Source organism: Paraburkholderia sp. BL21I4N1 (assembly GCF_002973525.1).
GTDB lineage: Bacteria > Pseudomonadota > Gammaproteobacteria > Burkholderiales > Burkholderiaceae > Paraburkholderia.
Genome location: NZ_PVEN01000022.1, coordinates 25070 through 38547 on the forward strand (window position 1 = coordinate 25070; position 13478 = coordinate 38547).

Sequence of the window (13478 nt, forward strand, 5' to 3'; positions counted from 1 at the left end):
AGGCATGCAATTCGACAAGCGCGCCTGGCTCGACCGCATCAAGCAGATGTTCGCGGGCTTCGACCGCCCGCTCGCGTTGATCGTGTTCCTGCTGTTGTGCGTCGGCATCGTGACGCTGTACAGCGCGAGCCTGGACGTCCCCGGCCGCGTGGAAGACCAGTTGCGCAACATCCTGCTGACGTTCGTGCTGATGTGGGCGCTCGCCAATGTGCCGCCCACCACGCTGCTGCGCTTCGCGGTTCCGCTCTACACGTTCGGGATCGCGTTACTGGTCGCGGTCGCGATGTTCGGTCTCACGCGCAAGGGCGCGAAGCGCTGGATCAACGTCGGCGTGGTGATCCAGCCGTCGGAAATTCTCAAGATCGCGACGCCGCTGATGCTCGCGTGGTACTACCAGCGCCGCGAAGGCGTGATGCGCTGGTACGACTACCTGGTCGGCTTCGTGATCCTGCTGGTGCCAGTCGGTCTGATCGCCAAGCAGCCCGACCTCGGCACCGCCGTGCTGGTGTTCGCGGCCGGTTTCTTCGTGATTTATTTCGCGGGCCTGAGTTTCAAGCTGATCGTGCCGGTGCTGGTAGCGGGCGTGATCGCGGTCGCCGCGATTGCGACGTTCCAGGACAAGATCTGTCAGCCCGAGGTGCAATGGCCGCTGATGCACGATTATCAGAAGCACCGTATCTGTACGCTGCTCGACCCGACGTCCGATCCGCTCGGCAAGGGCTTCCACACGATCCAGGCCGTGATTGCGATCGGCTCCGGCGGTCCGCTCGGCAAAGGCTGGCTGAAGGGCACACAGGCGCATCTGGAGTTCATTCCCGAGAAGCACACCGACTTTATCTTCGCGGTGTTTTCGGAGGAGTTCGGTCTGGCGGGCGGCGTCGTGCTGCTCACGCTTTATATGTTGCTGATCGCGCGCGGGCTGTATATCGCGGCCAATGGCGCGACGCTGTTCGGGCGATTGCTGGCGGGCTCGCTGACCATGGCGTTCTTTACCTACGCGTTCGTCAACATTGGTATGGTGAGCGGCATCTTGCCGGTGGTTGGCGTGCCGCTGCCGTTCATGAGTTACGGCGGCACTGCGCTGACTACACTGGGGGTCGCGATCGGACTCATCATGAGCATCGCGCGGCAAAAACGCTTGATGCAGAGTTAGCGACGCGGATTGATAAAGCAGAAGGGGCGCACCGTCGGTGCGCCCCTTCTGCTTTTACCGCCGCAGTTTTTACTGCGGCTTCACTTCTTTCTGATCCCGCAACTGCGCGCTGAGCTGCTGATACTTGAGCCGCGCCGCCGGATCGCCCTGCGCCGCCGCCGCCGCGTAATACGCGCGCGCCACGTTCAGATTCTTCTCCACGCCGTCGCCGCCGCGCTCGTAGAACGAACCGGCCACGTATTGCGCGGTCATGTCGCCGCCTTGCGCCGCCTTCTTGTACCAGACGAACGCCTGCTTGTTATCGCGCTCGGTGCCGCGTCCGTCGAGGAACTGGTTAGCCAGCGCCAACTCCGCCTGCACGTGTCCCTGCTGCGCCGCTTTCAGGAACCAGCGATGCGCTTCGACCGGATCGCGTCCGACGAACTCGCCATCGTCGTACATCTTGCCGTACACGTATTGCGCGTGCGACATGTTGGCGTCGGCGGCTTTGCGCAGCCATTTCTTGCCTTCATCGACATTGGCCGTGGTGCCTTCGCCGTTGAGCAGCATCATCGCGTAGTTGAACTCGGCGAGCCGGCTGCCGCGCTCCGCGGCCTTGCGGAATTCGGTCAGCGCCGCGCCGAAATTGCCCGCGTTGTAATCGGCGACTGCGGTCTGCGTCGCCGGATCACTCGACTTCACGGCGCCGTCCGCCGCATGGGCGGTCACGCTTAGCGCGCCACTCATGATCAACGCCGCGCTCACTGCCCATTTCACGACGACGCCTTGCACCTTCCCCTTCATGACCTCACCTCCTGCAGCGCCTGGCGAGTCGCGCGCAACATCCAGATGACGTCGGCGGCCAGAGCGATAAATCGAAAACCCGCATCGCGATGCTGCTTCGCACTCGCGACGTCCATGGAGAAAATACCGGTCGCAATGCCGGCTTTGTCGGCGGCGCTGACGATACGCGCCATCGCCGCCTGCACGTCGGCATGCTTCGAATCGCCGAGATGACCGAGGCTCGCGGCCAGATCCGCCGGTCCGACGAACAGACAATCGACGCCCGGCGTCGCCGCGATCTTTTCCACTTCCGCCAGGCCGCGCGCCGATTCGATCTGCACGATGGTCGCGATCTGCGCGTTGGCCGTCTGCACGTAATCGCGACGCATGCCGTAGCCCGCCGCGCGCACCACACCGGCGACGCCGCGTTGACCGTCGAGCGCGTCGGCGGTCGGATATTGCGTGAGACGCACGGCGTGCGCGGCCTCTTCGGCGGATTCGATATTCGGGAACATCAACGTGCGCGCGCCGGCATCCAGCACGCGCTTGACGAGCCACGCCTCGCTGGCGGGCACCCGCACAACCGGTTCGCTCGGCAGATGCGCCGCGGCGATCGCGCGCAATTGCGACGCGACGTCGCCGCTATCGTTCGGCGAATGTTCCATGTCGATCAGCAGCCAGTCGTAACCGGCGTGCGCGAGCGCTTCGGCCGCGGCGTCGCTACCGAGCGACAGCCATAAGCCGAACAGCGGATCGGTTTCCTTCAGACGTTGCTTGAGGGGATTGGTGAAGGTGCTCATCGCCGTGCTCCGTGGCGCTGACGGTGATCGGGCACCTCGCCGGAAACGCGGGACGGCATCCTGGCCGTGTGGGCCAGAGAAAGACCAGGGCTTGCGTTCAGGCGCGGATGGCCTGCAAGCCTGTTGCGACGCAATGCGGTGACCGGCATGTCTCGCTCCGTGTGGTTATCGGAGCGATCATACCGTGACAATAACGGGAGGGTTAGGACGTGTCTCTGGCAGCCAAGCTTCGGTGCCGCACGCGCCCTGGCGCGATCAGTCGCGGACCACGTCGGCCCAGCAATTCGGCGTCTCGTACAGACGCAGCTTGTGCAGGCGCAGGTTCACGCCGTAGTGCGCGTCGTAGACGTTCGCAAGGATGTTAAACGCGACGGCGGCGAGATTTTCGACCGTGGGAATACGGTCGAGCACCACGGTCTTATGACCGGCCATGGTTTCCAGAAAGCCGCGCACTTGCGTGTCGCCTTCGAACACCAGGAACGCGTGGTCCCACTTGTCGACGAGATGCTCGTTGGCGAGCGACTTCACGTCGGCGAAGTCCATCACCATGCCGCGATCGGGCGCGCCTTCGGTGTCGACCAGATCGCCTTGCAGCGTGATTTCGAGCACATAACGATGGCCGTGCAGATTGCGGCACTGGCTGCGGTGATCGGGGATGCGGTGACCCGCGTCGAATTCGAGTTTTCGTGTAATCGTCAGCACGGCAAATCAGGGAATGTTCAGATACTTGTGGGTCTGCATCGACAGGCGCCATTGCGGATGGCGTTTGCACCAGTCGATCGCGAGCTTCGTGTTGAGATCGCGCGACGGACCGTCCATCGGCTGGACGAGGAAATACTCGAAATCGAGCTTCGCGTACTCGGACAAACGCTGGTTGTCCTGCGGAATCACGACCTTCAGTTCGTTACCCTTGGTCACGACGAGCGGCGCGTCGGCCTTCGGGCTCACACAGATCCAGTCGATCGTTTCGAGCACCGGCAGCGAACCGTTGGTTTCAATGGCAATTTCGAAGCCGGCGGCATGCAGCGCGTCGACCAGCGGCGGATCGATCTGCAGCATCGGTTCGCCGCCCGTGCACACCACGAAACGCTCGCCTTCGCCTTCCGGCCATTGCGACGCGATCATCCGCACCAGTTCCTCGGGCGTGCGGTACTTGCCGCCGTTCTCGCCGTCGGTGCCGACGAAATCGGTATCGCAGAAGCGGCACACCGCGTCAGCACGATCTTCCTCGCGACCCGACCACAGATTGCAGCCGGCGAAGCGGCAGAACACGGCCGGACGCCCGGCATTCGCGCCCTCGCCTTGCAATGTGTAGAAGATTTCCTTGACCGCGTACGTCATGCTGCTTCTGCCTTTCTGTTCCTGAAAATAGTTGCCTGAATTGCGGTGTTGCGCTGGCGCGCCGTGATGCCGACGCGCCGATCATCAAACTATCAGCATAAACGGTTCAAACCGGCGGCTCCGTAACCTTCTCGCCGGACAGGTACGCTTCATACCCGCGCTTGCGCAGACGGCACGCCGGACACTCGCCGCAGCCGAAACCCCACGCATGCAATTCAGAACGTTCGCCGACGTAGCAGGTATGCGTTTCGACGCGCACCAGTTCAACCAGTTCGTCGCCGCCCAGCTCATGCGCGAGGCGCCACGTGTCGGCCTTATCGAGCCACATCAACGGCGTTTCGAGCAGGAAGCGCGTGTCCATGCCGAGGTTCAACGCGACCTGCAACGCCTTCATCGTGTCGTCGCGGCAATCGGGATAGCCCGAGAAATCCGTCTCGCACATGCCGCCCACCAGCACCTGCAAACCGCGCCGATACGCAATGGCGGCCGCGATCGTCATGAACATCAGATTGCGGCCCGGCACGAACGTGTTCGGCAAACCGTTGGCCGTGGCTTCGATCTCGATCTCGCGCGTCATGGCGGTATCGCTAATCGAACCGAGCACCGACAGGTCGATCATGTGATCGTCGCCGAGGCGGTCGGCCCATGCCGGAAATGCGCGCATGACAGCGTCGCGAAATCCTTCCCGGCATTCGAGCTCGACGCGATGCCGCTGGCCGTAATCGAAGCCGAGCGTCTCGACCGTGTCGTAGCGTTCGAGTGCCCAGGCAAGGCACGTGGCGGAATCCTGGCCGCCGGAAAACAGCACCAGAGCGCTACGTTTAGCGTCTTTGCGGATCACCGTGAAACTCCGTGAATGATGAGTGCCACGTCGCGCTGCGCGAGGTGCGCCATGCAAGCAACGCGGCGCGACGCGTGCCGGCACTGCTGCCGGCCCAAAGCAGTATAGGCGGCGCCTTCCGCATGCAGAGTCGCTGGGCGCTTATACCGTTAATCGTCGGGCGAAGGATTCGGCGGGTGTCGGCCTTGCGCTGGCGGCTCGACCGCGCGGCAATCAGGCCGCGATCCACGCGACACACTGATCGTGCAAGTCCTTGAACTGGCGCGATTTTATCACGCGATGCCAAACCTCGCCGCGCACCTGCCCTTGGATCGGGGCGGCAAGCCGAAGCAACGAGTGCCCGTCAGAAAAGGAAAAGCCCCAGGAATCTTGCGATTTCCTGGGGCTGAATCCTGGTGGCCTGGGACGGAATCGAACCATCGACACGCGGATTTTCAATCCGCTGCTCTACCAACTGAGCTACCGGGCCAACGAAGAACGAAATAATATCAAAGGGTCAGCAGCAGGGCAAGCCCCTTCTCGAAAAAATCTACACGGATCACGTTCATCGCGCCGCGCACGGGATTCATTCGCCTTTGTTCTTGCCGAGATCGACGCCAAGCTGCTTGAGCTTGCGATACAGGTGCGTACGTTCGAGCCCGGTCTTCTCCGCGACGCGCGTCATGCTGCCGTTCTCGCGCGCGAGGTGATACTCGAAGTACGCGCGTTCGAACGCATCGCGTGCGTCGCGCAGCGGAATGTCGAACGAGATCGAGGCGGTTTGCGCAGCCAGCGCGCCGCTGCCCATGCCGTCGGTGGAGAGCATCGGCAATGCGGCCGCCGATGCCACCGCCGACGCACTGACCGGCAGCACTGGTTTGGCCGCCGCGCCGCCCGGCGCACCCGCCGCGTTGCCGCGCGCGAGGCCCTGCTCGACCGCCTTCAGCAGCTTCTGCAACGCGATCGGCTTCTCGAGAAAATTGAGTGCGCCGATCTTGGTCGCTTCGACCGCGGTATCGATCGTGGCGTGGCCGGACATCATGATTACCGGCATGGTCAACTGACCTTGCGCGGCCCATTCCTTGAGCAAGGTCACGCCGTCGGTGTCGGGCATCCAGATGTCGAGCAGCACCAGATCCGGCGCCTGACGCAAACGGAATTCGCGCGCTTCCTGCGCGTTTTCCGCCGCCTCCACGACATGCCCTTCGTCGCTCAGGATCTCCGAGAGCAATTCCCGGATGCCCATTTCATCATCTACCACCAGGATGGTTGCCATTTACGCTGCCCTTGTCTGCACTGTTGCTTTTGTCTTTCCCTGCGACGCACCACCGTGCGCCGGACGCGGCCCCGCTCCGGGCGCCGCGGCATCGTCTGCCAACTGAAGGAAGAGGATCGATATCTGCGCGCCTTCGATCACGTCGCCCGCTTTCATGCGATTGCGAATGTCGATGCGCGCGCCGTGTTCGTCGACGATCTTCTTGACCATCGCAAGACCCAGACCCGTACCTTTGGCCTTGGTCGTCACGTAAGGTTCGAATGCACGCGTGAGGATACGCGCGGAGAAGCCCGGTCCGTTATCCGACACGGTCAACCGCACCGCGACGCGGACTTTGCCTTCCGCGTCGGGGTCTCCGTATTCTACTGTCCTCGTTTCGAGCAGGACACGCGGATGCTCGAGCTCGGCTACCGCATCCTGCGCGTTCTGCAGCAGGTTGTGAATCACCTGGCGCAATTGCGTCGCGTCGCCGCGGATTGCCGGCAACGCGGCGAGCTCCACCTGGATCGCGCCCTTGCCTTCTTCGATACCGTACAGCGTCAGCACTTCGCTGACCAGTTCGTTCAGTTGCAAATGCGCGAGTACCGCCGGCGGCGTACGCGCGTAGTCGCGGAAATTGTCGACCATCTGCTTCATCGCGGCGACCTGATTGACGATCGTGGTCGCGCCGCGCTTCAACACATCCGCATCCGACGGCGACAACTTGTCGGCCAGTTTCATTTGCAGACGCTCGGCGGAGAGCTGGATCGGCGTGAGCGGATTCTTGATCTCGTGCGCGAGGCGCCGCGCGACCTCACCCCATGCGATCGAACGCTGCGCGGAGATCACGTCGGAGATATCGTCGAACACGACCACGTAGCCGGAGGTCTGCATGTCTTCGGCGTCGCGGTCGGTGGCGGAAACGAGCCGCGCGCCGCGCACCAGCAAGGTCAACGGCTCGGTTTCGCCCGGCACCTGAATCGAAAACTGCTGCTGCCAATGGCCGCGATCGTCGTGACCGTCGCCGCTAGCGGCTTCGCGATCGGCGAACGCCTTGCGCACCATGCCGCCGAATTCGCTTAACACACCGATCTGATCGAGCGCGGAACCCATGGTCGCCTGGAACGGCTGACGGAAAATCCGCTCGGCGCCGCGATTCGCGGTGGTGAGCCTGAACTGCCGGTCGAACACGAACACGCCGGCGGTCAGGTTCGCGAGAATGCTTTCCAGATACGCCTTGGAATGTTCGAGCGCGATACGATTGTTCTCGACCGCCGCGCGTGCTTCCGACAACTGCCGCGTCATCGCGTTGAACGACTGCGTGAGGAAGCCCAGTTCGTCGCGCGACTTGATTTCGCGCTTCGGCGTGTAGTCGCCCTCGGTCACTTCCTTGGTGCCCTGCGCGAGCAGGAACAACGGCCGCGCCAACTGATTGCCGAGCGCCAGCGCCAGCATCATCGCGATGAACGTGGCAAGGAACAGCGCGAGCGTCAGCGTGCCGATATACATCTTGCGCAGACCGGTGCGGCCGAGCGCCTTCTCCTGATACTCGCGATAAGCGCGCTGCACCGCATCCGCATTGCGCGCGAGCGTGGGCGACACCGGCTGCGTGAGTTGCAAGAAACGTTCGGTGGGCTGCAGCAGCGCGGCACTCGAATCGGGAATGCGCTGCACGATGCGCAGCCGCAAAGCGCCCTTGCTGCCATGTGCGTTGGGGTCGCCGTCGACTTCGCCTTCGATCGCCGCATAACCGCGACCACGCGCCTGGTCGATCATCAACGGCGTGGGCAGATCGTTCGGCACCAGCGTCGCGTAATTGCTCGAAGCCTGTGCGACGACGTGCATGTCCGGCGTCGCACCCGACATGCTGCGCGTCGGTTCGACGATCGTCGCGTCCTGCACGCCGAACTGATCGCGCAGACGCAGCAGCGTGAGCGTGGTGCCGGCGGCGTCCGCGCTGGCGATCTGCTCGGACATCAGGCGGCCCTTGGTCTGCAGATCGGACAGCGACGCGTCGAGCATGCCGCGCCCGAGATTCAGGCCCGACGTTAGCGCCGTTTCGACGTTCACGTCGAACCACGATTCGATACTGCGCGACACGAACTGATACGAGACGACGTAAATGATCCCGCCCGGCACCACGCCGACCAACGCCATGAAGAACGCGAGTTTGGCCAATAGCCGGGTGCCGAACTTACCCTTTCTGAGCCGCGCGATGATGATGATGACGAGCGTCGCCACCACCAGCAGAAAGATCATCGCGACCACGAGGTTGGCCGCGTACAGCCACTGGTAATAGCGGTCGAAGAATTCGGTGTTCGCGCTCGCGGCGGCGAGCAGCACGAGCAGCAGTACGGCCGTGACCGCGACCGTCGACACCAGCACGCGCACGACGATGCTGCTGACACTGGTGGTTTGGCGCACTTTATTTAGCACGTTCGGTCACCGTGAAGGTAAAACGCTTCCACTCGGATGACAGGCTCCAGTCGCGGTTGTTCACCGCGTCGATCTGGAACGGCTTGGGCATCAACGCGATGTCGAGTTGCATGCGCACCGACGCGTTGTAGGTCTCGCCGGCATGCACGTCGTTGCGGTCGATCACATGCCACGACGTGATGTGCTTGATCACCGCGAGCGCATCTTTCAACGTCTGGAAGCCCAGCTGCAAGCCGCCCGACGACACGCTCGACACCCGGTATTCGCGCGTGAGCGGCTGGAACGACAGGCGAATGCTTTGCGATACGCTGACTGGCTGTTCGTCGAACCAGTACCAGCGCGGCCGGCTCAATTCGAAGTCGGTCGTGAAGTAAAGCGGAATGCCTTTATTGACTGCGTCTTCGAGATTGCTGTTCAGGTCGAAGTCGAAACGCGCGTCGAGATTCCAGCCGGTGTTGTCGGATTGCAGCGAAGCGCGCTGCACCGCGATCGGGTCGGCGTGCACCGCGCCCGGTGCGGCAAGCCAGACGGCCAGCGCGATCCAGAACACGGCAGCGAGCCGAAGCGGGAAGAAGCGTTTGATGGTCACCGTTTCTGAAAGCGCGCGTAGAAAAATCCGTCGTGGTCTGAGTTCGCGCCGGCGCGCTCTTCAACGAGTTGTCCGGCAAGGGAACCGGCCGAGGTGTCGGCGGGCGCGCGGGCGACTGAAGGGAGAAGCTGCCCCGGCGCGTCCAATCGTACCGCATCCTGGTACTTGTCTCCAAACCACTGCGCCTGCAACTCGCCTTCTTCGGGGAAGATCGAACACGTAACGTAAAGCAACTCGCCGCCAGCTTTCACGAGCGGCCAGAGCGCGTCGAGAATGCGGCGTTGTTCCGCGACCAGTGCGGGAATATCCGACGCGCGACGCAGCCAGCGAATGTCCGGATGACGCCGCACGATGCCCGAGGCCGAGCAAGGCACGTCGGCGAGAATGCGGTCGAACGGCTGGTCGAGATCGTCGTGCCACTGCGCGGGCGTGCCGGCGTCGCCGATACGCACTTCCGCTTCGAGCTTGAGCCGCTGCAAGTTTTCGCCGATACGTCGCGCGCGCGACGCATCGCTTTCGAGCGCGACGAGCTGGAGATTAGCAAGTTCGAGCAGATGGCCGGTCTTGCCGCCGGGCGCCGCGCAGGCGTCGAGTACGCGCATGCCGTCGCGCACGTTGAGCAATGGCGCGGCGAGTTGTGCGCCGGCGTCCTGCACCGAGACGACGCCCTCGCTGAAACCGGGAATGCGGTCCACCGGCATCGGCGTGGCGAGCTTGACAGCGTAGTCGCCGGCTTGGCTCGCCGGAATGTGATGGTTCTGCAGCACTTGCAGATAGGCGTCGACCGTGGAGCGACGGGCGTTCACGCGCAGTGTCAGCGGGCCTTGCGTATTGCCGGCGGCGAGCACCGCCTCCCAGCCGTCGGGCCAGGCGCGTTTCACCGCGTCGATCCACCACGACGGGTAATTCCAGCGGGCCACTTCGTCGGCTTGCGCGGCGGCGAGCAAGGTCTCGCGCTCACGCAGGAAACCGCGCAGCACCGCGTTGACGAGCCCCTTGGCGAACGCGAATTCACGCCGCGCGCTAATGGCGCCGACCGCCTGATCGACCACCGTGAACGGCGTGTACGCGGCGCTCGCTTCGTCGTCCACGAGCAGCGCGAACGCGCAGGCCAGCACGTGGCCGACATGCGGCGGCGGCGCTTTCTTCACCAGCTTCGCGATCAGCCATTCGGCGGTCGCGAGACGCCGCATCGTGCGATACGCGATGTCCTGCACCGCGCCGCGAGCGGCGGCGGCACTACCTTCAGGCGCGGAGACGAAGACGGCTTGCAGTGCGGCCGGCAAAGCCGCGCCGTGACGCACCGCGCCGACCGCCTGGCCCGCGCAGTCGAGCGCGAACGCGAGCGATTCGGGCGCGAGGTGCAGCATCGACAAACGGGATTCGCGCGGTCGCGTCGATGGGGAAGCAGAACGCGAAGAAGGCTTTGGGGTCATGAAGAAGGCAAAGACAGGCCGCACGGTACGCGCGACGCAAACAGCACACATTGTAGCGTGGCGAGGCGTGGCGCCCCGGTGCTCGCGCCGCTCGCAGGCATTTGGCCGCGGCCTCGAATAAAAAAGGCGAGCCCGAGGACTCGCCTTCTATCGCAGCGCATAGGCGCCGCGAAGTGTTATTCGAAGCGCCCGGTACGCGCCATTTCCATCAACCGCGCCACGCGTTCTTCGGTAGCCGGGTGTGTCGAGAACAGCTTTCCAATGCCGCCACCCGACAGCGGATTCATGATCATCATCTGCGCGGTGGCCGGATGCTGCTCGGCGACCGGAAACGGAATACCGCTTGCGTAGCGATGAATCTTGTCGAGCGCCGAAGCGAGCGCTTGCGGGTCGCCCGAAATCTGCGCGCCGCCACGGTCCGCTTCGAATTCACGCGCACGCGAAATCGCCATCTGAATCAGCGCGCCGGCGATCGGCGCCAGCAGCGCCACCGCGATGCCCGCGATCGGATTCGTGGAACGACCGTTTTCGTCGCGGCCACCGAAGAACATCGCGAAGTTCGCCAGCGCGGAAATCGCGCCCGCCATGGTGGCTGACACCGTCGAGATCAGAATGTCGCGGTGCTTCACGTGCGCCAGTTCGTGCGCCATCACGCCACGCATTTCGCGCTCGGACAGCACCCGCAGAATGCCGGTGGTCGCGGCAACCGCCGCGTGCTCCGGGTTGCGGCCCGTGGCGAACGCGTTCGGCGCGTCTTCGTTGATCAGGTAGACGCGCGGCATCGGCAAATTAGCGCGCGTGGCGAGCTCGCGGACCATGCGGTAGAACTGCGGTGCGCTGGTTTCGTCGACTTCCTGCGCGTTGTACATGCGCAGCACCATCTTGTCCGAGAACCAGTACGAAAAGAAATTCATTCCCAGCGCGATCACGAGCGCGATCGTCATGCCGCGCGACCCACCGATCATGCCGCCGATCACGATGAAAAGGGCCGTGATCGCGGCCATCAACATCGCGGTTTTGACCCAATTGAACATGTTTGCTACTCCTTGCCCTAACGCGGGGTTCATATCTGCGCCGCATCATGCGACGCCTGATTGTAAGCAAATTGTTAGATATGGGCGCGCGCGGAAAATTCAATCATCTTGATGCAGTGGCCAGCTTGATGCCCAAGCCGACAAAGGCGCTGCCGACCCCGCGATCCAGCCATTTCTTCAGCGACTGCTTGCCGGAGAAACGCCGCGTCACGCTTCCGGCGATCCAGGCGACGAAACTGTTCCAGAGCATGCTCATCACCACGAACACAGCGCCGAGCGTGAGGAACGCAAACGCTTTGTGGTCGCTGCCAGCCGTCACGAATTGCGGGAAGAACGACACGAAGAACAGCACCACCTTGGGGTTCAGCACATTGGTCCAGAAGCCTTGCAGGAACAACTGGCGCAACGACTTGGCGCCGCCGGCCGCACGGGCTTCGCCCGCGGCCTGATCCGCGGCCGGTTTGGCTAGAAGCAGCCGCACGCCGAGATACATCAGGTAAAGCGCGCCGACAAACTTGATGACCGTGAACGCGGTGGCCGAGGCAGCCAGCAGCGCGGTCAGGCCGAACGCGCAGGCGAGCGAATGAACGCAGCAGCCCGCCGAGATGCCGAGCGCGGACATCAATCCCGCACCGCGACCCTGTGCGACGCTGCGGCCGACGATATAAGCGGTATCCGGTCCGGGCGTCACGTTCAACAGAAAGACCGCGACGATGAAAAATTCGAAATGGGTGATGCCGAACATGAAAATCCTCGAAACGTGGGGGACTGCATGAAGGATTCTAACGCGCGGCAGGGTCGCGGCGGAGGCCTCGGGCATCGGCCGAACGGACGATGTTCAAGGCCTCCGCGAACCTGTTATTTTGCTTCGGGGAGTTGAAAACGCTGTCCGGCAGCCAGCGTCGAGCCGGCCAGGAATTCCCGCACCGGCAGGCGCTTGCCGCCGGGTTTCTGCAACTGCGTGAGACGCAGCGCGCCTTTGCCACAGGCCACCAGCACGCCCTCAGCCGACACCTCGGTGATCGTGCCGGGTGCGCTGTCGCCCCGTGCGCTCACGGGAACCGCCGCCCAGATTTTGATCGAGGTACCGTCTTCCAGCGTGCCGAGACCGCCGGGGAACGGGTCGAACGCAAGCACCTGGCGCGCGAGGACCGTGGCGGGGCGGCGCCAGTCGAGCGCGGCTTCCTGCTTGCCGATCTTTTCGGCATAGGTCACGCCGTCCGCCGGTTGCGGCGTGGCGGCCAGCTTGCCGCTGCGCTCAAGCTCGATCAGCGCCTCGACGATCAGCTTCGCGCCGTCTTGCGCCAGACGGTCGTGCAGCGTGGCCGTGGTGTCGTCGCCGGCAATGGCGGTGCGCGCCTCGGAAATCATCGCACCGGTGTCGAGGCCGACGTCCATCTGCATCAGTGTGATGCCGGTTTCAGCGTCGCCTGCTTCGATCGCGCGGTGAATCGGCGCGGCGCCCCGCCAGCGCGGCAGCAACGAAGCATGAATGTTGATGCAGCCCAGTCGCGGAATATCGAGCACTTCCTGCGGCAGGATCAGACCGTAAGCGGCCACGACCATCACGTCGTGCGGCGTGGCGCGTAGTTGCTCGATCGCGGCGGCGGCCTCTTCGGGATATTTGCCGGCGCGGCGCAGCGAAGGCGGCTGCGCGACAGCCAGCCCGTGCTCTTCGGCGTAGCGCTTGACCGGGCTCGCCTGCAATTTCATGCCCCGCCCCGCCGGCCGGTCCGGCTGGGTCAGCACGAGCGGCAACGGAAAGCCGGCGCTGTGGATCGCGGCCAATGCGGCCGCAGCGAACTCCGGTGTACCGGCAAAGATAACGCGCAACGAATGACTCATGGACGGG

At 63.7% G+C, this 13478-nt stretch carries 13 protein-coding genes and 1 tRNA gene; 1 reads left to right on the forward strand and 13 read right to left on the reverse strand.

Annotated elements, in window-relative coordinates:
- The first annotated feature begins 4 nt into the window (after positions 1-4).
- On the forward strand, positions 5-1153 hold the full coding sequence (rodA, locus tag B0G83_RS33835; RefSeq protein WP_105511673.1) for a rod shape-determining protein RodA: 1149 nt from the start codon (positions 5-7) through the stop codon (positions 1151-1153).
- Positions 1154-1222: 69 nt separating this feature from the next.
- On the opposite strand, the gene B0G83_RS33840 is transcribed toward rodA, so the two are convergent.
- From B0G83_RS33840 to fmt, 13 genes are all read right to left on the reverse strand, one after another.
- Positions 1223-1936: a tetratricopeptide repeat protein gene (locus B0G83_RS33840; RefSeq protein WP_105511674.1), complete on the reverse strand. Its 714-nt coding sequence runs from the start codon at positions 1934-1936 to the stop codon at positions 1223-1225.
- The gene (locus tag B0G83_RS33845) at positions 1933-2715 is read right to left on the reverse strand and encodes an HpcH/HpaI aldolase/citrate lyase family protein (protein WP_105511675.1); all 783 of its coding nucleotides are present in this window, start codon (positions 2713-2715) and stop codon (positions 1933-1935) included. The genes B0G83_RS33840 and B0G83_RS33845 overlap by 4 nt, the downstream gene beginning before the upstream one ends.
- Before the next feature lie 255 nt (positions 2716-2970).
- On the reverse strand, positions 2971-3414 hold the full coding sequence (gene queD, locus B0G83_RS33850; protein WP_105511731.1) for a 6-carboxytetrahydropterin synthase QueD: 444 nt from the start codon (positions 3412-3414) through the stop codon (positions 2971-2973).
- A gap of 9 nt (positions 3415-3423) precedes the next feature.
- Positions 3424-4056 carry a 7-carboxy-7-deazaguanine synthase gene (queE, locus tag B0G83_RS33855; protein ID WP_105511676.1) on the reverse strand — a complete coding sequence of 211 codons (633 nt, stop codon included), beginning with the start codon at positions 4054-4056 and terminating at the stop codon, positions 3424-3426.
- Positions 4057-4162: 106 nt separating this feature from the next.
- Positions 4163-4897, reverse strand: coding sequence for a 7-cyano-7-deazaguanine synthase QueC (gene queC, locus B0G83_RS33860; RefSeq protein ID WP_035554124.1), 735 nt, complete (start codon positions 4895-4897; stop codon positions 4163-4165).
- A gap of 393 nt (positions 4898-5290) precedes the next feature.
- Positions 5291-5366 (reverse strand) — tRNA-Phe (locus tag B0G83_RS33865).
- A 96-nt stretch (positions 5367-5462) separates the two neighbouring features.
- Positions 5463-6152 carry a response regulator transcription factor EsaR gene (gene esaR / locus B0G83_RS33870; protein WP_105511677.1) on the reverse strand — a complete coding sequence of 230 codons (690 nt, stop codon included), beginning with the start codon at positions 6150-6152 and terminating at the stop codon, positions 5463-5465.
- A complete protein-coding gene (locus tag B0G83_RS33875) occupies positions 6153-8567 on the reverse strand; it encodes a PAS domain-containing sensor histidine kinase (protein ID WP_105511678.1) in 2415 nt (804 codons plus the stop codon).
- Positions 8557-9156 (reverse strand): DUF4390 domain-containing protein, encoded by a 600-nt coding sequence (locus B0G83_RS33880; protein WP_105511679.1) that lies wholly within the window; start codon positions 9154-9156, stop codon positions 8557-8559. The genes B0G83_RS33875 and B0G83_RS33880 overlap by 11 nt, the downstream gene beginning before the upstream one ends.
- Positions 9153-10592, reverse strand: coding sequence for a 16S rRNA (cytosine(967)-C(5))-methyltransferase RsmB (rsmB, locus tag B0G83_RS33885; protein ID WP_105511680.1), 1440 nt, complete (start codon positions 10590-10592; stop codon positions 9153-9155). Before rsmB ends, B0G83_RS33880 begins: the two co-directional genes overlap by 4 nt.
- Before the next feature lie 176 nt (positions 10593-10768).
- Positions 10769-11626 (reverse strand): zinc metalloprotease HtpX, encoded by an 858-nt coding sequence (gene htpX, locus B0G83_RS33890; RefSeq protein WP_105511681.1) that lies wholly within the window; start codon positions 11624-11626, stop codon positions 10769-10771.
- Positions 11627-11729: 103 nt separating this feature from the next.
- On the reverse strand, positions 11730-12371 hold the full coding sequence (locus B0G83_RS33895; RefSeq protein ID WP_105511682.1) for a LysE family translocator: 642 nt from the start codon (positions 12369-12371) through the stop codon (positions 11730-11732).
- Between the two features lie 113 nt (positions 12372-12484).
- Positions 12485-13471 carry a methionyl-tRNA formyltransferase gene (fmt, locus tag B0G83_RS33900; RefSeq protein WP_105511683.1) on the reverse strand — a complete coding sequence of 329 codons (987 nt, stop codon included), beginning with the start codon at positions 13469-13471 and terminating at the stop codon, positions 12485-12487.
- Between the last annotated feature and the right edge of the window lie 7 nt (positions 13472-13478).